The sequence below is a fragment of the Streptomyces sp. NPDC111606 genome (genome assembly GCF_055656945.1).
The window spans coordinates 18,766-43,481 of sequence record NZ_JBVKBY010000003.1; the positions used below are offsets into that span (position 1 = coordinate 18,766).

19 protein-coding genes are annotated in these 24,716 nt (G+C 70.9%); 12 read left to right on the forward strand and 7 right to left on the reverse strand.

Features of this window, described 5'->3' with window-relative positions:
• Window positions 1-1,767, reverse strand: a complete 1,767-nt coding sequence (locus ACZ7M7_RS11875; protein ID WP_472115273.1) for an SGNH/GDSL hydrolase family protein — start codon at window positions 1,765-1,767, stop codon at window positions 1-3.
• Between the two features lie 256 nt (window positions 1,768-2,023).
• On the opposite strand from ACZ7M7_RS11875, the gene ACZ7M7_RS11880 reads away from it, so the two are divergent.
• Window positions 2,024-2,431 (forward strand): DUF6278 family protein, encoded by a 408-nt coding sequence (locus ACZ7M7_RS11880; RefSeq protein ID WP_383609633.1) that lies wholly within the window; start codon window positions 2,024-2,026, stop codon window positions 2,429-2,431.
• Window positions 2,432-2,568: 137 nt separating this feature from the next.
• Window positions 2,569-3,312 (forward strand): amino acid ABC transporter ATP-binding protein, encoded by a 744-nt coding sequence (locus ACZ7M7_RS11885; protein WP_472115276.1) that lies wholly within the window; start codon window positions 2,569-2,571, stop codon window positions 3,310-3,312.
• A gap of 230 nt (window positions 3,313-3,542) precedes the next feature.
• Here ACZ7M7_RS11885 and ACZ7M7_RS11890 read toward each other — a convergent pair whose 3' ends face one another.
• Together ACZ7M7_RS11890 and ACZ7M7_RS11895 are read right to left on the reverse strand one after the other, a co-directional pair.
• The gene (locus ACZ7M7_RS11890; protein WP_383609639.1) at window positions 3,543-5,111 is read right to left on the reverse strand and encodes a CocE/NonD family hydrolase; all 1,569 of its coding nucleotides are present in this window, start codon (window positions 5,109-5,111) and stop codon (window positions 3,543-3,545) included.
• A gap of 116 nt (window positions 5,112-5,227) precedes the next feature.
• The gene (locus ACZ7M7_RS11895; protein ID WP_383609642.1) at window positions 5,228-5,986 is read right to left on the reverse strand and encodes a hypothetical protein; all 759 of its coding nucleotides are present in this window, start codon (window positions 5,984-5,986) and stop codon (window positions 5,228-5,230) included.
• 117 nt (window positions 5,987-6,103) lie between these two features.
• On the opposite strand from ACZ7M7_RS11895, the gene ggt reads away from it, so the two are divergent.
• Window positions 6,104-7,897 (forward strand): gamma-glutamyltransferase, encoded by a 1,794-nt coding sequence (gene ggt / locus ACZ7M7_RS11900; RefSeq protein WP_472115280.1) that lies wholly within the window; start codon window positions 6,104-6,106, stop codon window positions 7,895-7,897.
• Window positions 7,898-7,909: 12 nt separating this feature from the next.
• On the opposite strand, the gene ACZ7M7_RS11905 is transcribed toward ggt, so the two are convergent.
• On the reverse strand, window positions 7,910-10,471 hold the full coding sequence (locus ACZ7M7_RS11905; protein ID WP_472115284.1) for an ATP-dependent Clp protease ATP-binding subunit: 2,562 nt from the start codon (window positions 10,469-10,471) through the stop codon (window positions 7,910-7,912).
• Between the two features lie 178 nt (window positions 10,472-10,649).
• On the reverse strand, window positions 10,650-11,417 hold the full coding sequence (gene map / locus ACZ7M7_RS11910; RefSeq protein ID WP_383609650.1) for a type I methionyl aminopeptidase: 768 nt from the start codon (window positions 11,415-11,417) through the stop codon (window positions 10,650-10,652).
• A gap of 32 nt (window positions 11,418-11,449) precedes the next feature.
• Between map and ACZ7M7_RS11915 the strand changes: the two genes are divergently transcribed.
• The 9 genes from ACZ7M7_RS11915 (at window position 11,450) to ACZ7M7_RS11955 (ending at window position 22,840) form a co-directional block, all read left to right on the forward strand.
• A complete protein-coding gene (locus ACZ7M7_RS11915) occupies window positions 11,450-11,710 on the forward strand; it encodes a helix-turn-helix domain-containing protein (RefSeq protein ID WP_472115287.1) in 261 nt (86 codons plus the stop codon).
• Window positions 11,711-11,867: 157 nt separating this feature from the next.
• A complete protein-coding gene (locus tag ACZ7M7_RS11920) occupies window positions 11,868-13,655 on the forward strand; it encodes a hypothetical protein (protein ID WP_472115290.1) in 1,788 nt (595 codons plus the stop codon).
• Window positions 13,656-13,858: 203 nt separating this feature from the next.
• Window positions 13,859-14,701 (forward strand): nitrilase-related carbon-nitrogen hydrolase, encoded by an 843-nt coding sequence (locus ACZ7M7_RS11925; protein WP_472115293.1) that lies wholly within the window; start codon window positions 13,859-13,861, stop codon window positions 14,699-14,701.
• Complete coding sequence (locus tag ACZ7M7_RS11930; RefSeq protein ID WP_472115296.1) at window positions 14,698-15,981, forward strand: aspartate aminotransferase family protein; 1,284 nt, start codon at window positions 14,698-14,700, stop codon at window positions 15,979-15,981. Before ACZ7M7_RS11925 ends, ACZ7M7_RS11930 begins: the two co-directional genes overlap by 4 nt.
• 49 nt (window positions 15,982-16,030) lie before the next feature.
• The gene (locus ACZ7M7_RS11935) at window positions 16,031-17,623 is read left to right on the forward strand and encodes a PucR family transcriptional regulator (RefSeq protein WP_383609665.1); all 1,593 of its coding nucleotides are present in this window, start codon (window positions 16,031-16,033) and stop codon (window positions 17,621-17,623) included.
• 155 nt (window positions 17,624-17,778) lie between these two features.
• Window positions 17,779-18,621, forward strand: coding sequence for a nitrilase-related carbon-nitrogen hydrolase (locus ACZ7M7_RS11940; RefSeq protein ID WP_383609668.1), 843 nt, complete (start codon window positions 17,779-17,781; stop codon window positions 18,619-18,621).
• A gap of 40 nt (window positions 18,622-18,661) precedes the next feature.
• Window positions 18,662-20,065, forward strand: a complete 1,404-nt coding sequence (gene hydA / locus ACZ7M7_RS11945) for a dihydropyrimidinase (RefSeq protein ID WP_383609670.1) — start codon at window positions 18,662-18,664, stop codon at window positions 20,063-20,065.
• Window positions 20,066-20,076: 11 nt separating this feature from the next.
• Entirely contained in the window at window positions 20,077-21,099 is a 1,023-nt protein-coding gene (locus ACZ7M7_RS11950; RefSeq protein WP_472115300.1) for a TIGR03842 family LLM class F420-dependent oxidoreductase, read from the forward strand.
• Between the two features lie 193 nt (window positions 21,100-21,292).
• Window positions 21,293-22,840 carry an NCS1 family nucleobase:cation symporter-1 gene (locus ACZ7M7_RS11955; protein ID WP_383622690.1) on the forward strand — a complete coding sequence of 516 codons (1,548 nt, stop codon included), beginning with the start codon at window positions 21,293-21,295 and terminating at the stop codon, window positions 22,838-22,840.
• A gap of 14 nt (window positions 22,841-22,854) precedes the next feature.
• Here ACZ7M7_RS11955 and ACZ7M7_RS11960 read toward each other — a convergent pair whose 3' ends face one another.
• Both ACZ7M7_RS11960 and ACZ7M7_RS11965 read right to left on the reverse strand, forming a co-directional pair.
• Entirely contained in the window at window positions 22,855-23,517 is a 663-nt protein-coding gene (locus ACZ7M7_RS11960) for a hypothetical protein (protein ID WP_383609680.1), read from the reverse strand.
• A 140-nt stretch (window positions 23,518-23,657) separates the two neighbouring features.
• Window positions 23,658-24,686: a carboxymuconolactone decarboxylase family protein gene (locus ACZ7M7_RS11965; protein WP_472115303.1), complete on the reverse strand. Its 1,029-nt coding sequence runs from the start codon at window positions 24,684-24,686 to the stop codon at window positions 23,658-23,660.
• Between the last annotated feature and the right edge of the window lie 30 nt (window positions 24,687-24,716).

Consider the following 24,716-nt stretch of genomic DNA (forward strand, 5'->3'; position numbering starts at 1 on the left):
TCACCGCACCAGCGCCCGCAGATCCACCGACCGGGCCAGCGCAGCGAGCCCCGCGTCCCCGGGATGCAGATAGTCCCCGCTGTCGTACGCGGGCAGCAGCCGGGACGGCCGCGCAGGGTCCCGTGCCACCGCGTCGAAGTCGAGCACACCGTCGAACACGGCGCCGGAGCGGATCCACTGGTTCACCTCGACCCGTTCGGCGTCGACGGCGGCCGTGCACCGCACCTCTCCCTCGCACGGCAGGATCGTCGCCGCCAGCATCCGCAGCCCGCGCGCATGCCCCCGGTCCGCGATCGCGCGCAGCCCGGCGATGACCTGCTCCGCGGTCGTGCCCCAGCGCACGTCGTTGATGCCTTCGAACACCACGGCCGTACGCGCCGACGTCTGGGCCAGGACATCCCTGTCGAACCGGTACAAGGCGCTGACTCCGGCGGTGTCCGTGGAGACCCCGTCACCGGGATACCGGTCGGAGACCACACGGTTGCCGGAGATTCCCTGGTTGAGCACCCCGTAGCGCGGGACCACGTTCTGGTTCAGCAGCCGTGTGGCCAGCACATTGGGCCACCGCCGGTTGGCGTCCGTCGTGGACTTCTCGCCGTCGGTGATCGAGTCTCCGAGCAGCACCACGGACCCCGGCCCGCCGCTCACGTCGACACCGGTGAGCAGCGGCCAACTGGTCAGGACGGTGGGGTAGGCCGATGCGGCGACGTCCGCCGTGTGGTCGCCCGGTGCGCTCACGTACGACCGCTGCTGCGCCAGCCGGTGCACCGGTGCGGCGGGCACGGTCCCGGGCAGATGGAAGCTCACCAGCAGATTGCTGTCCGCGGGCACCTGGAACCCGAGCGGGTCGCTGTACGCCTGGGCCCCGGCCGGGATCTCGACGCCCGCCGCACCCCGGAAGAGCACCCGGACAGGTGTGCCCTTCGCCGCCGCGCCGGACGCCTGCACCGCCACCGTGGCCCTGCCGATCCGCACCGGCGCCGCCGCGAAGGTGTTGTCGAACCGCAGCCGCACCCGCGGCCCGCCCGCCGAGGTGTGCACCACCAGGCGCAGCGTCCGGTCGGTCCACGGCCCCACGGTCGGATAGCCGCCCGTCGCGGCCGCCCAACTCCCCGTCCAGCCGGTGGCCGGGGCCCGTACCGCCAGCGCGAACACATGCAGTCCGGTCGCCCGAGGCAGCCGTACGGACGCGACCTCGCGCCCCGCGAGGATCGGCACGGTGATCACGTACAGCCGCGCCCGCTCGGCGAGTTGGCCGTTCGGCGTGTTGATGTGGGACAGGGCCACCGCCTTGGTGGCGAGCGGGCCGGTGCGCCAGTCCGGGGCGGTCAGGTGGTAGGTCGACCGGGCGCCGCCGGCGTACGACACCGTCCCCGCGCCGCCGACGGCAGAGCCGTCCGTGCCCGCCACGAGGAACGCGAGGGCGTCGCCCCGCCCCTGCACCTTCACGTCCTGGCCGGCCGCCAGGACGTTGTCGGCCTCGCCCGGCTTCCGCTTCGGCCAGGTCAGCCGGGCTCCCTGCACGGTCAGCGCCCGGCCGGGTGTCCAGCCGGCGGCTGCAAGGGCCTGTGCGGACAGCGAGCCGCCCCACCCGTCGAAGTCCGCCTCCGCGGGCCGGGCGTCGTTGCTGACGGCCGTGTTGTCGAAGAGCCGTTCCAGCGGGAGCGGCCCGGCTCTGCGCTCGGGGGCGGCCTGTGCGGAGACCCCCGGCACCAGGACCGCGAAGACAGCGAGGACGACCGCGGAACTCCACACACGTCGGCGCAACTCCGACTCCTCCCGTTCACGACCGCTCAGGACTGCGTATGACTGCGCATGACAAGTTCAAGCGAGACGTTCAGGCGCGACACTCGGACGACAGGCTCGGTTGAGATGTTCGGACGAGACGCAAGACGCACCGAGAAGTTAGAGAGGCGCACGTGACCCGTCAACGCGCCATGCCCGAACTCGGCGTGAACTCGACCGGAATCGGCGGCCAGCGCGCCTGTGGTGCGTTCGGCAGGACGAATGACACGCTGGGCGTATGAAGATCCCTTTTCTGGGCAGCCGGCGCGAGAAGCGCGGCGCCCCCGACCCCGAGGGCATCGCCGAACTCCTTGCCGAATGTGAACTCCTGCGCTCCCACGCGTCCCGGGCCGGGGTCGAACTCGACGACACCACAGCCTCGTTGGAGGCGGTCGACCAGTTGGTGCCACGCTGGCGGGAGGACGAGGAGATCCTGCCCTGGCTGGGCAACGACGCCGGTCTGTATCTCGGCACCGTCATCGTGCGCACCGTGCCCGGAGCCGCCTGGAAGATCCGGCCGGACGGTCAGCCGGTCGTAAGACTCGCGTCCGGCCGTGAGTTCGATGTCGTAGCCTCGGGGCAGGAGTGGGCCGCGAGCGGTGTGCCCGAGCTGTCGCAGCTGTACGCGGAAGTCGCGGAAGCGTAAGGCTCTGGCCTGCAGTTCGACATAAATTCGACGTAAATACGGCTTATGCCCGAAAAGTGCGTGTCGTGCATTAAGTCCACTCTTGCCCGGATAGTTTGCGGAAACCGCTACACAGCTGAGAGTGACTGGGGCTGGGCATGGCTGGCGATCCACTGATCGAGCTGCGTGACGTCAACAAGTACTTCGGGGACCTGCATGTCCTGCAGGACATCAGCCTCACCGTCGGCAAGGGGGAGGTGGTCGTGGTCATCGGCCCCTCGGGATCGGGGAAGTCGACGCTGTGCCGGGCCATCAACCGACTGGAGACCGTTCAATCAGGCACGATCAAGCTCGACGGGCAGCCGCTGCCCGCCGAGGGAAAGGCGCTCGCCCGGCTGCGCGCCGAAGTCGGCATGGTCTTCCAGTCCTTCAACCTCTTCGCCCACAAGACGGTCCTGCAGAACGTCTCGCTGGGCCAGGTCAGGGTCCGCGGGCGCAAGAAGGGCGAGGCCGACAAACGCTCCCGTGAGCTCCTGGAGCGCGTCGGCGTGGCCGACCAGGCGGACAAGTACCCCGCGCAGCTCTCCGGCGGCCAGCAGCAGCGCGTGGCCATCGCCCGGGCCCTCGCGATGGGGCCCAAGGTGATGCTGTTCGACGAGCCGACGTCCGCGCTCGACCCCGAGATGATCAACGAGGTCCTCGAGGTCATGCGCCAACTCGCCGAGGACGGCATGACGATGATCGTCGTCACCCATGAGATGGGCTTCGCCCGCTCGGCCGCCAACCGCGTCGTGTTCATGGCCGACGGGCGCATCGTCGAGGACCGCAGCCCCGAGGAGTTCTTCACCAACCCCAGCAGCGAGCGCGCCCGGGACTTCCTGTCGAAGATCCTCCATCACTGAGCGGGGAGTACGTACGACCCATGCCGAGACGAACGGCGTTTGTGGACACCGCAATCCCCTCCGCGTCCGACCTCGACTACGATGTTCCGTCCGTCCCCGAAGTCGTGGTGGTGACCACGGCCGCGACCAGGGACGCTGCTGCCGGGTGGGGTTCCCCCCACGGCCCCTAGCAACAGGGGCAGCAGGGGGCAGCAGTTACAGAGCCATACCCGCCCGGCGCCGGCCGGAGATCACTGTTCGCGCAGTGGAATCGACACGTACGACGGGTCGTTCGCCGGTGAGGAGAAGGTCAGCCGTGCGCCGGACGGGTTGTGCTCGATGTAGAGCGGGTCGACCGTGTCGACGACCAGGGCCAGCCGGTGCCCTGCCGGGACGTCGTAGGCCGTGGAGTACAGCTCCAGGTCCACGCCGAACGGCTTTCCGGGCGTACGTCCGTGGAAGGTGTACGGCGCGTTGCTGACCAGCTTGCCGAGGCCGAGCGGGCCCACGTCGTACAGATAGGCGACGAGGGTGCCGCTCTCCTTGGTCGGTGTGACGGTGGTGTGCAACTTCGCCGTGCCGCGCACGCGTTGGGTCGTGGCGTACTTCTCGGACTGCCACACACCCGCCCAGAGCCGGGGGAGCAGCGGGATCGAGGCCATCGGGGGCAGCTGGGCCACCTGGTCGAGGATGCTGGACAGGAAGACGACTCCGCCGTCCGCGCCCGAGTTGACGTTCGTGCGGATGGTGGTGCTGCCGCCGAGGGCGATCTTCTTGTTCGTCGCGCCGACCGACTTCCAGTCCGGGTAGCCCTCGTAGCCCCCTGCGGAACGGGACTTGAGCTGGACCGGCAGCTCGCGATTGATGCCGTTGTCCTCGCCCTTGAGGTAGTGGTCGAACCAGCGCTCGGTGTCCGTCCACACGTCGTTGGGCAGGCCGAACAGGCCCGTCAGCTCCGCGGTCGCGTGGTCGCCCGGACGGAACGCCAGGCGCTTGGGGCCGGTCAGCTTCTCGTAGAAGTCCGCGTACTGGTTGGGCGGGAAGATGGTGTCGCCCCAGGCGTTGGCCATCATGACCGCGGCGCCGCTCTTGTTGAGTTGATCCACGTATGTTGCGGCCGAACGTTTCTTCCCCCAGTTGATGATGTCCTGTTCCCTGGACAGGTCGGAGGCGTAGAAGTCGTCGAAGATCTGGCGGAGTTCGGCGCTCTGGCGGCCGGTGACCAGGCCCGCGCCGTCCAGCAGTGCGGCGGCCTGGACGTGCTGGGTGCGGCCGCCGTAGATCGAGCCGATGAGGTCGGCCCAGCCGCTGAGGGCGGCGACGGCCCTTACCCGCTTGTCGTGCGCGGCGGCCAGGAGGCTGATGCCGGCGCCGTACGAGACGCCCGCCATGCCGATGTGCTGTGCGTCGGACGGGGTGTTGGCGAGCGCCCAGTCGATCACCTTGGACGCGTCGGCTATGTCGGGCGGGCCCGCCACTTCTATCTCGCCGCCCGACTGCCAGAAGCCGCGCACGTTGTAACTGACCACGATGTAGCCCGAGTTCGCGAGCTTCTGGGCCTGTGCGAAGTACTCGACCTGGGGCAGGCCCCAGCTCGTGGGCATGACGAGCAGCGGGTAGCGGCGCGTGCCGTCGGCGCCGGCCGGCGTGACGACGTTCGCCTTGAGGGTGGTGCCGCCGTCGCCGGTGATGTCGACGAAGCGGACGCTGTTCGGGGCGGCTTGGGCGGCTGGGGCGAGCCCGAGGGCGCTACCGGCGATCAGAGTCGCGGAGACGGCGCCCACGGCGGTCGTGCGCAGGGCCTTGCGATGGTGTCCCACGGGTCACTCCTCACTCGTGTCAGTGCAAAGTGACCCGACGGTAACCGTGGCTCCTTACCGCAAGTAACCCGTCGGTAAGTTACGTGCCAGTAACGATTACCGGAATGTGTTGGACCTCAGGAGGACCGATGGGTATTCCGCGCGGGCGCGGGTGTCGGCAACGGCGCCTGCGCCGCCCGTGTGACGTCCGCGACCAGCTCCACGACATCCGGGCCGTACGCCTGCGAGTTGACCACCTTCAGCAGCAGCACGAAGGAGCCGGTGCCGTGCTTGCGGGTCAACCGCTCATGGTTGCGGGCGAGGTAGCGGGTGGCGGCCTGGTTGGTGATCGCGGTCTGCCCGCAGAAGAGGAACACGGGACGGGGGCCCTGGCTCTCGCCGACGGTCAGCCGGGCGAGGAGCGCGTACTCCTCCTTGCCGACCTCCACCCGGTAGCGCTCGGAGCCGATCTGCAGGGCGCCCCGGTCCGGGCCGGGCTCGGCGTCGACGTTCACCCGCACCCCGGGCAGCAGGGAGGCCAGGTGCGCCGTCATGCGACGGTTCGACGCCGGGCCGCCGACGCAGAACTCGGTGCGCTCCCCGAAGCCCTGGCGTGCCGCGTCGTGCGGGATGATCTGGGCGTGGGCGCTGCAGTCCTTGATCAGCGCCGCGAGTTCGAGCAGTGCGAACACGTCGTAACGCATCACCGTGAGCTCGGGTCCGCCGGCCCCGCGGTTCACCACCAGCAGGGACTCGGCATTGTCGGGCAGCCCGAAAAACGCCTGCTTGCGGCGCAGCTTCCGCTTCCACAGGTACGTACGGGCAAGCCAGCCGAGGGCGGCACTGATGGCCGCCGCGACCACGCCCAGAACGATGTTGCGCACGTCGTCATTCATGGGCGCGCATGGTAGCGGGCCAACGCAAACCGTTGTTCGACACACGGGGTCACGCGCTCCTGACGGGGGCATGGCGATCGATTAGGCTGCGCCAACAGCCCCTGCCTGGAGGTGCGGATGCGTCGCCCTGTCGCGCGGAAACTGTCGGTCCTGGCGGTCTCGGCCGCCATGGTGTCGGTGGGAGCCGCGGCGCCCCCCGCCGCGCAGAGCAGCCCCGAGAAGGTCCCCGTGGCGGTCGGCTACGGCGGCGCCGTGTCGAGCGTCGACCCGGACGCCTCCGCGGCCGGCATCGAGGTCCTGCGCAAGGGCGGCAACGCCGTCGACGCCGCCGTGGCCACGGCCGCCGCGCTCGGCGTCACCGAGCCCTACTCCGCCGGCGTCGGCGGGGGCGGCTACTTCGTCTACTACGACGCCGAGTCCCGTACGGTGCGGACCATCGACGGCCGCGAGACCGCGCCGCTGAGCGCGGACTCCGAGCTGTTCGTGGAGAACGGCAAGGCCGTCCCCTTCGCCGAGGCCGTCAGCAGCGGCTTGAGCGTCGGCACCCCGGGCACGCCCGCCACCTGGCAGCAGGCGCTCGACAAGTGGGGGAGCAAACGGCTCGGCACCGTGCTGAAGCCCGCCGAGCGGCTGGCCCGGGACGGCTTCACCGTCGACGACACCTTCCGCTCGCAGACCGCCGCGAACGAGACCCGGTTCCGATACTTCCCGGACACCGCCGAGCTGTTCCTGCCGAACGGCGCCCTCCCGGTCGTCGGCTCCACCTTCAAGAACCCCGATCTCGCGCGTACCTACGCGGAGTTGGCGAAGAAGGGCGTCGGCGCGCTCTACCGGGGCGGCATCGCCGAGGACATCGTCGACACGGTCAACCACCCGCCCGTGGACCCGGGCTCCGGCTGGAGGGCCCGCCCCGGCGACCTCACCGCCAAGGACCTGGCCGGCTACCGCACCAAGTCGCAGGCGCCCACCAGGACCTCGTACCGCGGACTCGGCGTCTACTCCATGGCGCCCTCCTCCTCCGGCGGCACGACGGTCGGCGAGGCGCTGAACATCCTGGAGAACACGGACCTGTCGAAGGCGAGCGAGGTCCAGTACCTGCACCGCTACATCGAGGCCAGCCGGATCGCCTTCGCAGATCGCGGGCGCTGGGTCGGTGACCCGGCCTTCGAGGACGTACCGACGAAGGACCTGCTGTCGCAGCGGTACGCCGACTCGCGGGAGTGCCTGATCAAGGACGACGCGGTGCTGACCAGCCCGGTCGCGCCGGGCGACCCGCGCAACCCGGCGGCCTGCGAGGCCGGTGGCACGGCGGCCCCGACCACGTACGAGGGCGACAGCACCACCCACCTCACGGTGGCCGACAAGTGGGGCAACGTCGTCTCCTACACGCTCACCATCGAGCAGACCGGCGGCAGCGGCATCACGGTCCCGGGCCGTGGCTTCATCCTCAACAACGAGCTGACGGACTTCTCCTTCACCCCCGCCAACCCGGCCGTGCACGACCCGAACCTGCCGGGCCCGGGCAAGCGTCCGCGCTCCTCGATGTCCCCGACCATCGTCCTCGACCGGCACGACAAGCCCGTCGTGGCGCTCGGTTCGCCCGGTGGTGCGACCATCATCACGACCGTGCTGCAGACCCTGACCGGCTTCGTCGACCGCGGACTGCCGCTGGTCGACGCGATCGCCGCACCCCGCGCCAGCCAGCGCAACGCGGCCCAGACCGAGCTGGAACCCGGGCTCGACAGCGAGACGAAGGCCCGGCTGGAGGCCATCGGGCACTCCTTCAGGCCCAACCCCGAGATCGGCGCCACCACCGGTGTGCAGCGGCTGCCGAACGGGAAGTGGCTGGCCGCCGCCGAGACGGTACGGCGGGGCGGCGGCTCGGCGATGGTCGTGCGGCCGGCGTCGTAGCGTCCGGGGGCGTCACAACTCGGGGGCGGGCGGCAGCTCTTCCGCACGGAAGGCGAGCTGTCCGTCCGCCACGTCCACCGTCACCCGGCCGCCCTCGCCGATCCGGCCGTCCAGCAGCAGCCGGGAGAGCTGGTTGTCGACCTCCCGCTGGATCGTGCGGCGCAGCGGGCGGGCGCCGTACTCGGGCTGGTAGCCGCGCTCGGAGAGCCAGTCGACGGCCGCGCCGGTGAAGTCGACCGAGACGCCCTGGGCGTGCAGCAGGCGACGGGTCTTGTCCAGCAGCAGGTTGGTGATCCGCTCCAACTGCTCCGGGGTCAGACGGCGGAAGACGACGACCTCGTCGATGCGGTTGAGGAACTCGGGCCGGAAATGCTCGCGCAGCGGCCGCAGGACCCGCTCGCTGCGCGCCTCCTCGTCCGCTTCCTCGTCACCCGCGCCGAACCCGATCCCGGTGCCGCCGCGGCCGATCGCCTCCGAACCCAGGTTGCTGGTCATCACGATGACCGTGTTGGTGAAGTCGACCGTGCGGCCCTGGGAGTCGGTCAGCCGGCCGTCGTCCAGGACCTGCAGCAGGATGTTGAAGACGTCCGGGTGGGCCTTCTCGACCTCGTCGAGCAGGAGCAGCGAGTACGGGTGCCGGCGCACCACCTCGGTGAGCTGGCCGGCCTCCTCGTGGCCGACGTATCCGGGCGGGGCGCCGACCAGACGGCTGACGGTGTGCCGTTCCTGGTACTCGCTCATGTCCAGGCGGACCATCCGCTCCTCGCTGCCGAACAGCGCCTCGGCGAGGGCGCGGGCCAGTTCGGTCTTGCCGACGCCGGTCGGGCCGAGGAAGAGGAAACTGCCGATCGGCCGGTCGGGGCTGGCGAGTCCGGCCCGGGAGCGCAGCACCGCGTCGGAGACCACGCGCACCGCGTCGTTCTGGCCGACGACCCGCTCGTGCAGGTGGTCCTCCAGGCCGAGCAGCCGGTCCTTCTCCTCCTCGGTGAGGCTGCTCACCGGGATGCCGGTCTGCCGGGACACGACCTCCGCGATGGCCTCGGCGGTGACCTCCAGGTGCTGCCCCTCGTCGACCTCCTCGTTGTCGGCTGCCTCCGCGATGCGCTGCTTCAACTCGACGATGCGGTCGCGCAGTTGGGTGGCCTGCTCGTACTGTTCGTCGGCGACGGCCTGGTCCTTGTCCCGGTAGAGCTGCTCGACCTCGCGCTCCATGGTCCGTACGTCCGTGCCCTTGGTCCGCGCCCGCAGCCGGACCCGGGCGCCCGCCTGGTCGATCAGGTCGATCGCCTTGTCCGGCAGGCGGCGGTCGGTGAGATAGCGGTCGGACAGTTCCACGGCGGCGACGAGCGCCTCGTCGCTGTAGCGGACCTGGTGGTGGGCCTCGTAGCGGTCGCGCAGGCCGCGCAGGATCTCGAGAGCGTCGGCCGTGGTCGGCTCGGGGACGAGGATCGGCTGGAAGCGGCGGGAGAGGGCCGCGTCCTTCTCGATCCTGCGGTACTCCTCCAGCGTGGTCGCGCCCACGATGTGCAACTCACCGCGGGCCAGCGCCGGCTTGAGGATGTTCCCGGCGTCCATGGAGCCGCCCTCGCCGCCGCCTCCGGCGCCCACGACGGTGTGCAACTCGTCGATGAAGACGATCAGTTGGTCGGAGTGCGAGCGGATCTCGCCCACGATGTTGTTGAGCCGCTCCTCGAAGTCGCCCCGGTAGCGGGTGCCGGCGACCACGCCCGTCAGGTCCAGCGCGACCACCCGGCGGCCGCCGAGGATGTCGGGCACGTCGCCGTCCGCGATCCGCTGGGCCAGGCCCTCCACGATCGCGGTCTTGCCGACGCCCGCGTCGCCGATCAGCACCGGGTTGTTCTTGCCGCGCCGGGAGAGCACCTCGACGGTCTGCTCGATCTCCTCGTCCCGGCCGATCACCGGGTCGATACGGCCCCGGCGGGCGAGGTCGGTGAGGTCGCGGCCGTACTTGTCGAGGGTGGGCGTACCGGAGTCGACGCGCGGCCGGTGGTCGACGCGGGGCCGGGACTGGGAGGTGTCCGAGCCCTCGGGCGGCATGCCGGGGCCGGAAGGGGCGAAGCGGGCCGCATTCAGGATGTGGCCGGCGGCGGAGTCGGGGTTCGCGGCGAGGGCGCTGAGCACGTGCTCCGGGCCGATGTAGCCGGTGCCCCGCGCCCGGGCCAGGTCGTGCGCGTCGAGCAGGGCGCGCTTGGCGGCGGGGGTGAGGGACAGCGACGTCGGCGGCGGGACCTCGCCCGGCGGGTGCTGGACCGGTCCCGACCGCTCGTCGATCTCCGTCGCCAGCGAGTCGGGGTCCGCGCCGGCCCGGGTGAGCAGGCTCCGGGTCGGTTCGGCGGACAGGGCGGCGCGCAGCAGGTGCTGGGTGTCCAGGTCGCGGCTGCCGTGCTCGGCGGCGTACTGCGCGGCGCCCTGCACCAGCTCCCGGGCCGGCTGACTGAGCAGGCGGCCGATGTCGATCTGCCGGGGGCCGGGGCGCGGGCCGCCGAAGAAGCGGGCGAGGAATTCGCCGAAGGGGTCGTAGTCTTCCGGACCACCATTGAAACCGCTGGTCATGGCGTTCCCATCCGGCGTCCCTGCGCGGGCAGGGTCGCCCTCGCTCATCGACGTGCCGGAGTCGGGTAACCCGGGCGCAAGCCGGTTACACCTGACCGCGTTCGTAGAACACCTTCGCACGAACGGTGGCCGCGGGCACCTTCAGGGAAACGGCGGCGAGGGCGCCGGGAGCGCCGCCTCAGCGTGCCGTCAGGATCCGTGGTCCCGTCTCCGTGATCGCCACCGTGTGCTCCGCGTGAGCCGCGCGGGAGCCGTCGTTCGTGGACAGGGTCCAGCCGTCCGGGGCCGCGTGGTAGTCGTCCGTGCCGCCCGCGATGACCATCGGCTCGATGGCGAGGACCAGGCCGTGCCGCAGCGGCATGCCACGGCCGGGACGGCCCTCGTTCGGTACCGAAGGGTCCTCGTGCATCTTGCGGCCGATACCGTGCCCGCCGAAGCCGTCCGGGATGCCGTATCCGGCCGCCCGGCACACCGAGCCGATCGCGTGGGCGATGTCGCCGATGCGGTTGCCGACGACGGCCGCTTCGATGCCCGCCGCCAACGCCCGTTCCGCGGTCTCGATCAGGCGTACGTCGGCCGGGCGCGCCCGGCCGACCGTGAAGCTGATCGCCGAGTCGCCCGCCCAGCCGCCCAGTTCGGCGCCGCAGTCGATGGAGACCAGGTCGCCGTCGCGCAGGCGGTAGCCGGTCGGGATGCCGTGCACGATCGCGTCGTTCACCGAGGCGCAGATGACCGCGGGGAAGGGGACGGGGGCGAAGGAGGGGCGGTAGCCGAGGAAGGGTGACGTCGCCCCCGCGTCGCGCAGCACCTCCCGCGCCACCTCGTCCAGCTCCAGCAGGGAAACCCCCACGTCGGCGGCCTTGCGTACGGCGGTGAGGGCCTGGCCCACGACCTGCCCCGCCTCGTACATCGCATCGATCGACTCGTTCGTCTTCAGCTCCACCATGCCAATTACTATACCGGTATTAGAATGGTGTCATGGTGCGCACCCCTCTCACCCCCGAAGAGCGTGAACGCGGCGAGCGGCTCGGCCGGCTGCTGCGCGAGGCTCGCGGCGGCCGCAGCATGACGGATGTCGCGGCGAGCGCCGGTATCTCCGCGGAGACGCTCCGCAAGATCGAGACCGGGCGGGCGCCCACGCCGGCCTTCTTCACGGTGGCGGCGGTGGCGGATGCCCTCGGCCTGTCGATGGACGACCTGGTCGGACGCTGCGCGCCGGTTACCGACGCGGCCGCCTGAGCTCGCTGCCGACCTCGCCCCCGAGAGGGTGCGCACGTCACGCTCCGGCAGCCGCGGCGTACTCTGCGTTCAGCCGGAAAACTCCCCGTAGCACGTCCGTAACATCACTGGTGTTGCCTAACGGACCGGAGTACTCCGGTCTGGCGGGAGTTGGGCGATGTCAGTGGATCAACTCCCGGCTCGGATGCGGGAGTTCGTGAACTACCTGGACGGCCTTGTGGCGCGCCTGGATCAGGGCGGCGGCTGGTGCGGGGTGTTCTGGCAGCGCGACCCGGAGGGCATGCATGCCTGCCTCGACGGACGCGAAGTGCCGCCCTGGGACGTCGTGGAGTCGCTCCTGCACGACCTCGCCGGCCAGTACGGCCCCGGCGGCGCCGTTCCCGAGACGGAACGCGCCCGCGCCCTGCACGCCGGCGCCCTCGCCACGTACGACGCCTGGCCCGGCGGCCGTGACGCCCTCGGGGACCGTCTCGACGTCATGCTCCGCGAACAGCGCTACGCCGCCGAACGGCAGGCGGAACTGAGCCGGTTGCTGGCCTCGGCCACCGACCGCCAGGACGCCGCCACCATCCGCCTCGACCTCGCCTGGGCCCGCGACGACCACGAACGTGCCACCGCCCGATGTGCCGAACTCCGATCACGGATGGCCGGTTTGGATCATCGGGCGGCCGGCGCACGGGGGCAGGCGATACGGCGGGAGCGGGCCGGGGAGGAGGGCGTCTTCCGGGCCGGCGGGTTTGCGGGTGAGAGCTCCGGGGGCGGCCGGTTCGGGGACGAGGAGCCCGCGGGCGGCGGGTTCGAGGACGAGAGGGGCGGCGGGTTCGGTGACCCCCGCGTCGGGCGCGCGCGGTTCGGGGACGAGGCGTTCAGGGACGCCGGGGCCGGAGGCGACCGACCCGAGGGCCACGGCCGGGAGCGGGGTCGGTCCGGAGGCGGCGGGTTCAGCGAGGGTGGGCCCGGAAGCGGCCCGTTCGGACACGAGGGCGTCGGGGGCCACCGCCGGGAAGGCGGGCCTGGACGCGACCTCCATGCGGGGGGCGGCACCGGCAGCGAGGGCTTCGGTGACGTCGAAGGGCCCGCTGCCGTCGAGCGTACGCAGCCGAGTGAGGCCTATGCGGCCGAGCCGGTGGCCGACGCGGCGCGCCCGGTCGAGGGGCAGGGGAACGCCCCCGTCCGCGAAACCGGTCGGCCCGACGAGCGACCGGCGCCGCGCAAACGCCGCCGCGGCAGCGCCCGCTTCGCCGGGATCGTGGAGGAGGAGGCCGCCCCCGTGGCCGTACCGCCGACCGACCTGCCCAGCCTTCCCGCGCAGCCCGTCAGCACCCGCCGCACCCCGCGCGGAGCCCGATTCGCCGGTGCCGGCGACGAAGCGCCCGCGGCCTCGGACCCGCAGTCGCAGGCCGAGCCGACCGACACCGATGACCTGCGGGAGGTCGTCGGGGTCGTGGCGACACTGGTGCGGCTGCGCGGCGGGGGGCGTAGTGGTGAGGCGCATGCGCTGCTCGTCGAGGCCGCGTACTGGCCCGCCCGCCGCATCCCGCTGCTGGCCGCCGAGATGCAGCGCGCCGGGCTCGGAGCCGACTGGGCGACCCTGCTGTGGGAGGCCGCCTCGCTGCCCGCAGAGCGGCTCGTGGCCGCCGCCGACGCACTGACCGCGGCGGGCCGTGCCGACGACGGGGAGCAGATCCTGCGCCAGGGCGTGGGCCGGCCCGCGGACGAGATCGGGCAGGCCGTCGTGGGGCTGGCCGGCGCGGGGCGGCACCGTGAGATCCGTGCCCTGCTGGACGCGTACGTCCGCGTCCGCACCTCCGAGGAGGCCGCCCGCAGCGCCGCCCCCGAACCGAAGACGCTCGTACCGCTGCTGCTGGCAGCCGCCCAGGGCGTCTCGGACGAGTGCCGGTGGGACCTCGTCCACGCCCTGCGGGTGGCCGGCTTCACGGCATGACGCCCCGGCACCGAACATGGCGCCACTCACGTCACACCCACCCCACCGGCCCCATCCATCACCCACAGGAGTGTGAAACGTGATCGACTCAGCGGGTTAACGACGATGGTCTTGGCAAGGCTGTTCCAGGGGCTTACTTTCGAGCCTCTACGGCCCCCCTCTACGGGCGTAGAGGCTCTGACGTCCCGTCGAAGGAGCAGCTCATGGCCAACGTCGTACGCGCCGCTCTGGTTCAGGCCACCTGGACCGGCGACACCGAGTCCATGGTGGCGAAACACGAGGCGCACGCCCGCGAGGCGGCCCGGCAGGGCGCCAAGATCATCGGCTTCCAGGAAGTCTTCAACGCTCCCTACTTCTGCCAGGTCCAGGATCCGGAGCACTACTCCTGGGCCGAGCCGGTCCCCGACGGGCCGACCGTGCGGCGTATGCAGGAGCTCGCCCGCGAGACGGGCATGGTGGTCGTCGTCCCCGTCTTCGAAGTCGAGCAGTCCGGCTTCTACTACAACACCGCCGCAGTGATCGACGCCGACGGCACCTTCCTCGGCAAGTACCGCAAGCACCACATCCCGCAGGTCAAGGGCTTCTGGGAGAAGTACTACTTCAAGCCCGGCAACATCGGCTGGCCCGTCTTCGACACGGCGGTGGGCAAGGTGGGTGTCTACATCTGCTACGACCGCCACTTCCCGGAGGGCTGGCGGCAACTCGGGCTCAACGGGGCTCAGTTGGTCTACAACCCGTCGGCCACCCACCGCGGTCTCTCCTCCTACCTCTGGCGCCTCGAACAGCCCGCCGCGGCCGTCGCCAACGAGTACTTCATCGCCGCGATCAACCGGGTCGGTGTCGAGGAGTACGGCGACAACGACTTCTACGGGACGTCGTACTTCGTGGACCCGCGCGGCCAGTTCGTCGGCGAGACCGCGAGCGACGAGGAGGAGGAACTGATCGTCCGCGACCTCGACTTCGACCTCATCGAGGAGGTGCGGCAGCAGTGGGCCTTCTACCGTGACCGCCGCCCCGACGCCTACGAAGGGCTGGTGCAGCCGTGACCAGGGACCTGCTGGGACGCCACCGCGCCGTCATGCCGGACTGGCTCGCCCTGTACTACGAGGAGCCGCTGGAGATCACCCACGGCGAGGGCCGCCACGTGTGGGACGCGGCCGGCAACCGGTACCTCGACTTCTTCGGCGGCATCCTGACGACGATGACCGCGCACGCGCTGCCCGAGGTGACGAAGGCGGTCAGCGAACAGGCCGGGCGGATCATCCACTCCTCGACCCTGTACCTCAACCGGCCGATGGTCGAACTCGCCGAGCGCATCGCCCGGTTGAGCGGCATCCCGGACGCCCGTGTCTTCTTCACCACCTCCGGCACCGAGGCCAACGACACCGCTCTGCTGCTCGCGACGACCTACCGGCGCAGCAACACGATCCTCGCGATGCGCAACAGCTACCACGGCCGCTCCTTCAGCGCCGTCGGCATCACCGGCAACCGCGGCTGGTCCCCGACCTCGCTGTCGCCGCTGCAGACGCTCTACGTCCACGGCGGGGTGCGCACGCGTGGCCCGTACGCCTCACTCGGCGACGAGGACTTCATCGCCGCCTGCGTCGACGACCTGAACGACATCCTCGGCCACACCCGCCCGCCCGCGGCCCTGATCGCCGAGCCCGTCCAGGGCGTCGGCGGTTTCACATCCGGGCCCGACGGGCTGTACGCCGCCTTCCGCGAGGTGCTCGCCGAGCGCGGAATCCTGTGGATCGCCGACGAGGTGCAGACCGGCTGGGGCCGCACCGGGGACCACTTCTGGGGCTGGCAGGCGCACGGCCGGTCCGGCCCGCCGGACATGCTGACCTTCGCCAAGGGCATCGGCAACGGCATGTCCATCGGCGGGGTCGTCGCCCGCGCCGACATCATGAACTGCCTGGACTCCAACAGCATCTCGACCTTCGGCGGCACCCAGATCACCATGGCGGCCGGCCTCGCCAACCTGTCGTACCTGCTGGAACACGACCTCCAGGGCAACGCCCGGCGCGTCGGCGGACTGCTCCTCGAACGGCTGCGGGCCGTCGCGGCGCACGTGCCGCACGTCCGGGAGGTGCGCGGCCGGGGCCTGATGCTGGGCATCGAACTCACCCGGCCCGGCACCGACGAGGCCGACCCGGTCGCCGCGTCGGCGGTGCTGGAAGCCGCCCGTGAGGGCGGCCTCCTCATCGGCAAGGGCGGCGGCCACAACACCACGTCCCTGCGCGTCGCCCCGCCCCTGTCCCTCACCGTCGCGGAGGCCGAGGAAGGCGCCGCGATCCTCGAGAACGCGCTGAGGAGCATCTAGCAGGAACCGGCTGAACATCTGTGAGTACCTGAAGCAAGGGAACGCCGCCATGACCATCACCTCGGAGCTTTGGGAGCCCTTGGAACCTTCGGAACCCCTCGAACCCGCCCTGTCGGTCCGGCAGGTCCTCACCCTGGAGCGGGTCCTCGCCGGGGAGCCCGAGGTGGTGGCCGGCGCCGGTCAGCTGGACCGGCCGGTGCGCTGGGTGCATGTCGCCGAGGCGCCGGACGTCGGGGTGATGCTCAGCGGCGGCGAGATGGTCCTCACGACCGGGGTGCTGCTCGCCGGGGACGAGGACAAGCAGGCGGAGTACATCCGCTCCCTGCACCGGGCCGAGGCGGCGGCCGTCGTGCTGGGCCTCGGCCGGGCGTTCCCCGCACCGCCGGACGTGATGCGCCGGGCCGCCGAGCGGTGCGGGCTGCCCATGGTGGTCCTGCACCGGCCGTTCCCTTTCGCCGAGCTCACCGAGGAGGTCCAGTCCCGGCTCGTGCGGCGGAAGTTCGCCGCGGTCAGCCTCTCGGAGGCCGTACGGACAGCGCTCACCGGACTCATCACCGCGGGCGCCCCGCTGCAACGGCTGCTGGACGAGGTCGCCTCGCACAGCGCCTGCCCCGTCGTCGTCACCAACCTCGCGCACCGCGTCCTCGCCACGGCGGGGGAGCGGTCGGCCGTGGACGACGTGCTGCGCGACTGGGAGCGCATCGCCCGGCAGGCCGGCGGCAACGAGGGCGACGGCTGGATCCGCGCCGAGCTCGGCGGGCGCGGGGAGCGGTGGGGCCAGATCATGCTGTGCGGCCATCGCGGCGACACCGCCACGGGGCGGCTGCTCGCCGAGCGCGCTGCCGAGGCCCTCGTCCTGCATCGCATGCTCGGCGGCAACTCCGCGCACAGCTGGGAGGAGCAGTCCGCGCAGAGCCTGCTCACCGACCTCGTCAGCGGGGTCGTACCGGCCCGGCAGCTGCTGCCACGCGCGCGTGCCGCCGGGCTGCCGGTCAACCGGCGCACCTTCGTGCCGCTGGTCGTGCGCGACGGTGAGGCGGACCGACTGGAGCGCGTGCTGCGGATGCTGGGGCTGTCCGGGATCGCCGCCGAACTCACCGACGGCGCGACCGCCGTGCTGCTCAGTCTCGCCCGGGATCAGGACGCCGCTGTACTCGCCGGCAACTTCGCCGCCCGGGTGCGCTCCGAGTCCGGGGCCGAACAGACCGTCGTGGCCGCCGCCGACGCACGTACCGCCTGGGACGACGTGCCCGCCGGACTGCGCGAGGCCCAGCACGTCGCCGATGCCGTCGCCGACTCCTCCGCCGCCCTCGACCTCCCGGCCGTCGTACGCCTCAAGGATGTGCATCTGCGCGGCCTGATCCGGCTGTTGCGGGACGATCCGCAGGTGCAGTCGTTCGCGGAGCGGGAGTTGGACGGGCTGCTGTGCGTGGCCGACGACGACATGCTGGCCGTGCTGCGGACGTATCTCGCGACCGGCCGGAACAAGTCCCGCACCGCCCAGCTCCACCATGTCTCGCGGCCCGCGCTCTATCGCCGCCTGGAGGCGATACAGACGCGGCTCGGCGTCGACCTCGACGACTTCGAGCAGGCCGCATCCGTGCACATCGCACTCCTCGCGCACGACGCGCAACAAGCCTGAAACCTGCCACGAACTGGGAAAACGGCGGTGAAACATGGGATCACGACAGGGTGACACCGTGGCACGCCGCATGCCCCCAGACGTGACACCGTGCAACTCAACCCGGCGCCGGGGACTTCCTAGCCTTCTCGCACACCGAGCGACCGGAGGTCCCGATGAGCCGAGTGATCCGTGCCGCCCTCTTCCAGACCGCGTGGACGGGCGACAAGGAATCGATGATCCAGGTACACGAGCAGGCGGCCCGGGACGCGGCCGCGCAAGGCGCTCAAGTGCTGTGCTTCCAGGAGTTGTTCTACGGACCGTACTTCTGCCAGGTGCAGGACAAGGCGTTCTACGAGTACGCCGAGCAGATCCCCGAGGGCCCGACCGTCCGCCGCTTCCAGGCGCTGGCGAAGGAGCTCGGCATCGTCCTCGTGCTGCCGATGTACGAGGAGGAGCAGCCCGGGGTCCTCTACAACACCGCCGCCGTGATCGACGCGGACGGCTCCTACCTCGGCAAGTACCGCAAGACCCACATTCCCCAAGTGCAGGGATTCTGGGAGAAGTTCTACTTCCGCCCGGGGAACAGCGGCTGGCCGGTCTTCGAGACGGCCGTCGGGAAGATCGGCGTGTACATCTGCTACGACCGTCACTTCCCGGAGGGCTGGCGAGCGCTGGGCCTCGCCGGTGCCGAGATCGTGTTCAACCCCTCGGCCACCTCCCGCGGGCTCTCCCGCTATCTGTGGCAGCTGGAGCAGCCGGCGGCGGCCGTCGCCAACGAGTACTTCGTGGGCGCGATCAACCGGGTCGGCGTGGAGGACCTCGGCGACAACGACTTCTACGGCACCACGTACTTCGTGGACCCGGAGGCCCAGTTCGTCGGGGAGGTGGCGAGCGACAAGGAGACCGAGCTCGTCGTACGCGACCTGGACCTGGCCAAGCTCCGCGAGGTCCGCGACCGCTGGCAGTTCTACCGCGACCGTGCCCCGGGCGCCTACACGCCGCTGACAGCACCCTGATCGCACCGACCGCACCGTCCACCCTGCGAGGAGAGGGACCATGACCAGCCGTACCGTCATCCGCGGCGGTCTCGTCATCACCGCGTCCGACGAGATGCACGCCGACGTCCTGATCGAGGACGGCCGTATCGCCGCCCTCGCCGCGAGCGGCACCCCGGCCGCCGAGGCCTGGACGGCCGAGCGGACCATCGACGCCACCGGGAGGTACGTCATCCCGGGCGGCGTCGACGTCCACACCCATATGGAGCTGCCGTTCGGCGGCACCTTCGCCTCCGACACCTTCGAGACCGGCACCCGGGCCGCCGCCTGGGGCGGAACCACCACCATCGTCGACTTCGCCGTGCAGAGCCAGGGTCACTCGCTGCGCGAGGGCCTCGACACCTGGCACGCCAAGGCGGAGGGCAACTGCGCGATCGACTACGGCTTCCACATGATCGTCTCCGATGTGAACCAGGAGACGCTGAAGGAGATGGACCTGCTGGTCGAGGAGGGGGTGACCTCCTTCAAGCAGTTCATGGCCTACCCGGGTGTCTTCTACTCCGACGACGGCCAGATCCTGCGCGCCATGCAGCGCTCCGCCGAGAACGGCGGGCTGATCATGATGCACGCCGAGAACGGCATCGCGATCGACGTGCTGGTCGAGCAGGCGCTGGCCAGGGGCGAGACCGATCCCCGCTATCACGGCGAGGTCCGCAAGGCGCTTCTCGAAGCCGAGGCGACCCACCGGGCCATCAGGCTCGCCCAGGTCGCCGGTGCTCCCCTGTACGTCGTGCACGTCTCGGCCACGGAGGCGGTGGCCGAGCTGACACGGGCGCGCGACGAGGGGCTCAACGTCTTCGGGGAGACCTGCCCGCAGTACCTGTTCCTGTCCACCGACAACCTCGCCGAGCCCAACTTCGAGGGTTCGAAGTACGTGTGCTCGACGCCGCTTCGGCCCAAGGAGCACCAGGCCCAGCTGTGGAAGGGGCTGCGGACGAACGACCTCCAGGTCGTCTCCACCGACCACTGCCCCTTCTGCTTCGTCGGCCAGAAGGAGCTGGGCCGGGGCGACTTCTCCAAGATCCCCAACGGGCTGCCGGGCGTCGAGAACCGGATGGACCTGCTCCACCAGGCCGTCGTCGACGGTCACATCTCGCGCCGCCGCTGGATCGAGATCGCCTGCGCGACCCCGGCCCGGATGTTCGGCATGTACCCGAAGAAGGGCACCATCGCGCCGGGTGCGGACGCCGACGTCGTGATCTACGACCCGCAGGCCGAGCAGGTCATGTCCGCCGTCACCCACCACATGAACGTCGACTACTCGGCGTACGAGGGCAAGCAGACCGTCGGCCGGGTCGAGACGGTCCTCTCACGCGGCGAACTCGTCATCACCGAGCGGGAGTACACCGGGCGCGCCGGGCACGGCGTCTACACCCCCCGCTCCACCTGTCAGTACCTCAACTAGGAGCGGAGCACATGGACTTCGGACTCGTCCTGCAGACCGACCCGCCGGCCTCGCGGGTCGTCAGCCTGATGAAACGCGCCGAGCGCAGCGGCTTCAGCTACGGCTGGACCTTCGACTCGGCCGTGCTGTGGCAGGAGCCGTTCGTCATCTACAGCCAGATCCTGGCGAACACCCAGAAGCTGACGGTCGGCCCGATGGTGACCAACCCGGGCACCCGCACCTGGGAGGTCACCGCCTCCACGTTCGCCACCCTCAACGACATGTTCGGCAACCGCACGGTCTGCGGCATCGGCCGCGGCGACTCGGCCATGCGCGTCGCCGGCCGCAAGCCGAACACCCTGGCCCGCATCAGCGAGGCCATGAAGGTCATCCGCGCGCTCGGCAGCGGCCAGGAGGCCGACCTCGGCGGCGGCACGGTCGTCAGGTTCCCGTGGATCAAGCCCGGCGCCCGACTGCCCGTCTGGATGGCGGCGTACGGCCCGAAGGCCCTGAAGATGACCGGCGAGGAGGCCGACGGGTTCATCCTGCAGCTCTCCGACCTCTATCTGACCGAGTACATGGTCAAGGCGGTGAAGCAGGCCGCGGTCGAGGCCGGCCGTGACCCGTCCGAGGTGAAGATCTGCGTGGCCGCCCCGGCGTACGTCACGGAGGACGACTCTCCCGAGAAGCTCGCCCACGCCCGCGAGCAGTGCCGCTGGTTCGGCGGGATGGTCGGCAACCACGTGGCCGACCTGGTGTCCAAGTACGGAGAGCACTCCGCCGCCGTGCCCGATGAACTCACCGAGTACATCAAGGCCCGGGAGGGGTACGACTACTCCCACCACGGACGCGCCGACAACCCCGACACCGCGTTCGTGCCCGACGAGATCGTCGACCGGTTCTGTGTCATCGGCCCGGTCGAGAAGCACATCGAGAAGCTGAACGCACTGCGTGAGCTGGGCGTCGACCAGTTCGCCGTCTACGACATGCACGACGCGCAGGAAGCCGTGATCGACGCGTACGGTGCGTCGGTCATCCCCGCGCTCAACCCCTAGTTCCCAACCCCTGGTTCTCAACCCCGGTGCTCAACTCCTGCTATGCGCCCGCGAGTTCGCGGCACCATCGCTCCACCCCACCCCCCACCCTTGTCACCCTCCCCGCGGCCCAGGCCTCCCCGCCGCCCCGGGGAGGGGCCCAAGGCCCGCCCGCACGGCCTTTCCCCTCCCGTTCTGATCGATTGGCCTGCCCATGACCGAAACAGTCCCCACGGGGTCCCCGATATCGCAGTCCGCCGACGCCGGCGGACGGATCGAGCTCGCCCCCGAGGCATTCCCCGCCAACAGCCCCTTCGCCAACGAGGACCTGCGTCCCGTCCCGGTCGCCGAGCGCAAGTGGACGACGTACAACTTCGCGGCCCTGTGGATCTCCATGGCCCACTGCATCCCCAGCTGGACGCTGGCCTCCGGCCTCGTCGCCCTCGGCATGGACTGGAAGCAGGCCGTCTTCACCATCGCCCTGGCCAACGTCATCGTGCTGCTGCCGATGCTGGCCACCGGGCACGCCGGGCCCAAGTACGGCATACCCTTCCCGGTGCTGGCGCGGGCCTCCTTCGGGCTGCGGGGCGCCAACATCCCGGCGTTGATCCGGGCGGCCGTGGCCTGCGGCTGGTTCGGCATCCAGACCTGGATCGGCGGCAGCGGCATCTTCGCGCTGGGCTCCAAGCTCACCGGCGGCGGATGGGAGAACGCCGGGAAGATCGCGGGCAACCCATGGCCCCTGTGGCTGTGCTTCATCCTCTTCTGGGCGCTGCAGATCGCGATCATCTACCGCGGCATGGACTTCCTGCGGCACTTCGAGAACTGGGCCGCGCCCTTCGTGATCGTCGGCGCGCTCGTGCTGCTGGTCTGGATCGCGGTCAAGGCGGACGGGTTCGGCGCGCTGCTCGACCAGCCGTCGAAGCTGGGCTGGGGCCCCGACTTCTGGCCGGTCTTCTTCCCGTCCCTGATGGGGATGATCGGTTTCTGGGCCACCCTGTCCCTCAACATCCCTGACTTCACCCGCTTCGGCGCGAGCCAGAAGGCACAGACCTGGGGGCAGTCGCTGGGCCTGCCCACCACCATGACCCTGTTCGCGATCCTCGCCGTGCTCGTCACTTCCGGCTCCGAGGTCGTCTACGGCGAGGCGATCTGGGACCCGGTCACCCTCGCCGCCAAGGCCGACAACGCGTTCGGCCTGCTCTTCGCGCTGATCGTCGTCCTCGTCGCCACCATCTCCGTGAACATCGCGGCGAACGTCGTCTCCCCGGCGTACGACCTGGCGAACCTGGCGCCGAAGCTCATCAACTTCCGTACCGGCGCGCTGATCACCGGTGTCGTCGGCATCCTGATCTTCCCGTGGAAGCTGATCTCCACGCCGGAGTTCTACATCTTCACCTGGCTCGGCGTGGTCGGCGGCCTGCTGGGCACGGTCGCGGGCATCCTGATCGCCGACTACTGGATCGTCCGCCGTACGGTCCTGCACCTCGCGGACCTGTACACGCCCGGCGGGCGCTACTGGTACACGTCCGGCTGGAACTGGCGCGCGATCCTGGCGTTCCTGGTGGGTGGTGTCCTGGCGGTCGGCGGCTCGTACTCGGGCGTCGGCGCCGACGGATCGAAGACCGGACCGTTCCCGGCCGACGGACTGATCCCGTTCCTCAAGCCGCTGGCCGACTACGGCTGGGCGGTGGGCCTGGGCGCCTCGCTGGTGCTGTACGTGGTGCTGATGGCCGGCCACAAGGAACGCGTCGAGGCCTGATCCGAGGAGGACGGTCAGCCCTTCTGACCGTCCTCCAAGGCGGCCACCGCCTCCTTGGCTGCCTTGATCGCGCCCTTGTTGATCTCGGCCGTGGCCGGTGCCTCGTTCGACTCGAAGTCGCTGCCGCTGTAGGTGATGGAGACGAGCGCGTTGGCCGCGCGGACCAGCACCACACCCTCGCGGGTCTGCTGCTTGTCCTCGGTGGTGAGGTTCACGACGGAGTACCCCGCGTCGCCCACACCGGGGACCTCGCCGCCGCCGCTCTTGTCCGCGACGCGCTCCTTGTAGGACTTCTCCGCCGCCTCGTCGGACTCCGTGACCTCGTAGGACACGTCCAGCCACCGGTAATCGAAGCCCTGGAGCGCGTTCCACGAGCAGGTGCGGCGCACCTTCGCGTCGGTCGAGGGGATCTCCTTGCCGGCCGGCTTGGCGCCCGGGACGAGCTCCTTGACCGACTTCGAGCCCAGACTGTCGCAGGGTGCGGGCGCGGCGGCGTACGTCTTCGGCACGGCGGCCGTCGCGGGGGCCGAGGGCGACTCGTCCCTGCTCTTCTGCGTCGCTGTGTCTTCGGCGGCCGGTGTCGCGGGTCCGGACGACAGCGCCCAGCCCGCCGCGGCGAGCACGACGACGGGCGACAGGCGCGCGGTGAGGGCGAGCGGCAAGGGAAGAGAACGCACGGCGCACATTTCGTGGGGGACGGTGCGGAGGGAGTCCGCACTGCGGACGGGACGCCAGTGTCACATGACTCCCTGTGAGGCGGAAGGCCCAACTCGCTCCGTGCTGACGTGGTTACCGCCGGGTCGCCGGCCGGCCGCAATTACGGGGTGCCCTGGGCCACTTGCTTGGCTTCCCGGCCGATTTGCGTGGAAAGTGAGCTTTCGATGCGGTCCACGGCCGTGAAGGCGCCGTACGCGACGAGGTGCACCAGGCAGTGATCGGTGTGCTCCGGCCGGCGCCATGCCTGCACGTCCTCCTCCGTGATGCGGTACGGCGCGAGAGCGGCAAGCAGCGCCAGCCGCGCCCCCGGTCGCTCCCTGCGGTCCGGGAACCCGTCCAGGGTGAGCGGCGGATGGGAGCCGTCCCAGTCCTGCAGGGTCGCCTCCACGAGGTCGTGGTCGTCGGCGTCGAGGAGGCCGGCGCCCGACATGGCCGCCCTGAGCAGCGCCGCGTACGCGAGACCGACGGGCGTACCGGCCGCCCACGCGGGGGCCTCGCCGGGGTCGATCGGGTCGAGCAGGGGCAGGGACACGCCGGGCCGGGCCGGGCGGCGTACGGTCCGGGCGAGGGTGCGGCCCGCGAGGCTGCGTACCGCCCGGAACCGCTGGGCTCCGGCCGGGAGCAGGTTCTCGGTCAGCAGGGCCGACGCGATGCGGTTGATGAAGTGGAAGGTGAGCGCGGTGCCGAGGTAGGCCGGGGCGTGCTCGCGGGGGAAGGGGTACGGCGTGAGGTCGGCGCCGGGCACGCGCGTGTGCCGCCCCCAGGCCAGCACGCGTGCGTGCTCCTCGTTCTCCGGTTGCTCCCCGCGGGCCAGCCGCTCGGCCAGCGCGTGGTCTCCGGTGGCGTGCAGGAGCACGGTGTGCGCGTCCACGCAGAACGGGCACTTGTTGGCGAGCGACACCCCGAGGGCCGCCAGTTCCTTGCCGGTGCGGCTGCCGGCCCCCGCGATCAGGGACTCGCGCATCAACGCCCAGGCGGGCGCGAGAAGTTCGGGCGCGGAGGACAGGACCACGAAGGTGACGGGTTCGGCGATGCCGAAGTCGAGGGCGATCTGCGCGTACACCTCGGCGACGGTGCCGGTGGCCGACTTGGGCGGGAGGGGCTCGGTGTAACGGAAGGGTGTGGGCATGGGCAGTAGCCTGCGCCGCCGGGGTCGGCC

What these genes read in the sequence shown, in the direction of transcription:
- ACZ7M7_RS11880 (WP_383609633.1), top strand. Translation starts at nt 2,024, where the DNA reads ATGAAGATCCCTTTTCTGGGCAGCCGGCGCGAGAAGCGCGGCGCCCCC.
- map (WP_383609650.1), bottom strand. Translation starts at nt 11,417, where the DNA reads ATGGTGGAGCTGAAGACGAACGAGTCGATCGATGCGATGTACGAGGCG.
- ACZ7M7_RS11950 (WP_472115300.1), top strand. Translation starts at nt 20,077, where the DNA reads ATGGACTTCGGACTCGTCCTGCAGACCGACCCGCCGGCCTCGCGGGTC.
- ACZ7M7_RS11940 (WP_383609668.1), top strand. Translation starts at nt 17,779, where the DNA reads ATGAGCCGAGTGATCCGTGCCGCCCTCTTCCAGACCGCGTGGACGGGC.
- ggt (WP_472115280.1), top strand. Translation starts at nt 6,104, where the DNA reads ATGCGTCGCCCTGTCGCGCGGAAACTGTCGGTCCTGGCGGTCTCGGCC.
- ACZ7M7_RS11915 (WP_472115287.1), top strand. Translation starts at nt 11,450, where the DNA reads ATGGTGCGCACCCCTCTCACCCCCGAAGAGCGTGAACGCGGCGAGCGG.
- ACZ7M7_RS11920 (WP_472115290.1), top strand. Translation starts at nt 11,868, where the DNA reads ATGTCAGTGGATCAACTCCCGGCTCGGATGCGGGAGTTCGTGAACTAC.
- ACZ7M7_RS11955 (WP_383622690.1), top strand. Translation starts at nt 21,293, where the DNA reads ATGACCGAAACAGTCCCCACGGGGTCCCCGATATCGCAGTCCGCCGAC.
- hydA (WP_383609670.1), top strand. Translation starts at nt 18,662, where the DNA reads ATGACCAGCCGTACCGTCATCCGCGGCGGTCTCGTCATCACCGCGTCC.
- ACZ7M7_RS11885 (WP_472115276.1), top strand. Translation starts at nt 2,569, where the DNA reads ATGGCTGGCGATCCACTGATCGAGCTGCGTGACGTCAACAAGTACTTC.
- ACZ7M7_RS11895 (WP_383609642.1), bottom strand. Translation starts at nt 5,986, where the DNA reads ATGAATGACGACGTGCGCAACATCGTTCTGGGCGTGGTCGCGGCGGCC.
- ACZ7M7_RS11965 (WP_472115303.1), bottom strand. Translation starts at nt 24,686, where the DNA reads ATGCCCACACCCTTCCGTTACACCGAGCCCCTCCCGCCCAAGTCGGCC.
- ACZ7M7_RS11905 (WP_472115284.1), bottom strand. Translation starts at nt 10,471, where the DNA reads ATGACCAGCGGTTTCAATGGTGGTCCGGAAGACTACGACCCCTTCGGC.
- ACZ7M7_RS11925 (WP_472115293.1), top strand. Translation starts at nt 13,859, where the DNA reads ATGGCCAACGTCGTACGCGCCGCTCTGGTTCAGGCCACCTGGACCGGC.
- ACZ7M7_RS11935 (WP_383609665.1), top strand. Translation starts at nt 16,031, where the DNA reads ATGACCATCACCTCGGAGCTTTGGGAGCCCTTGGAACCTTCGGAACCC.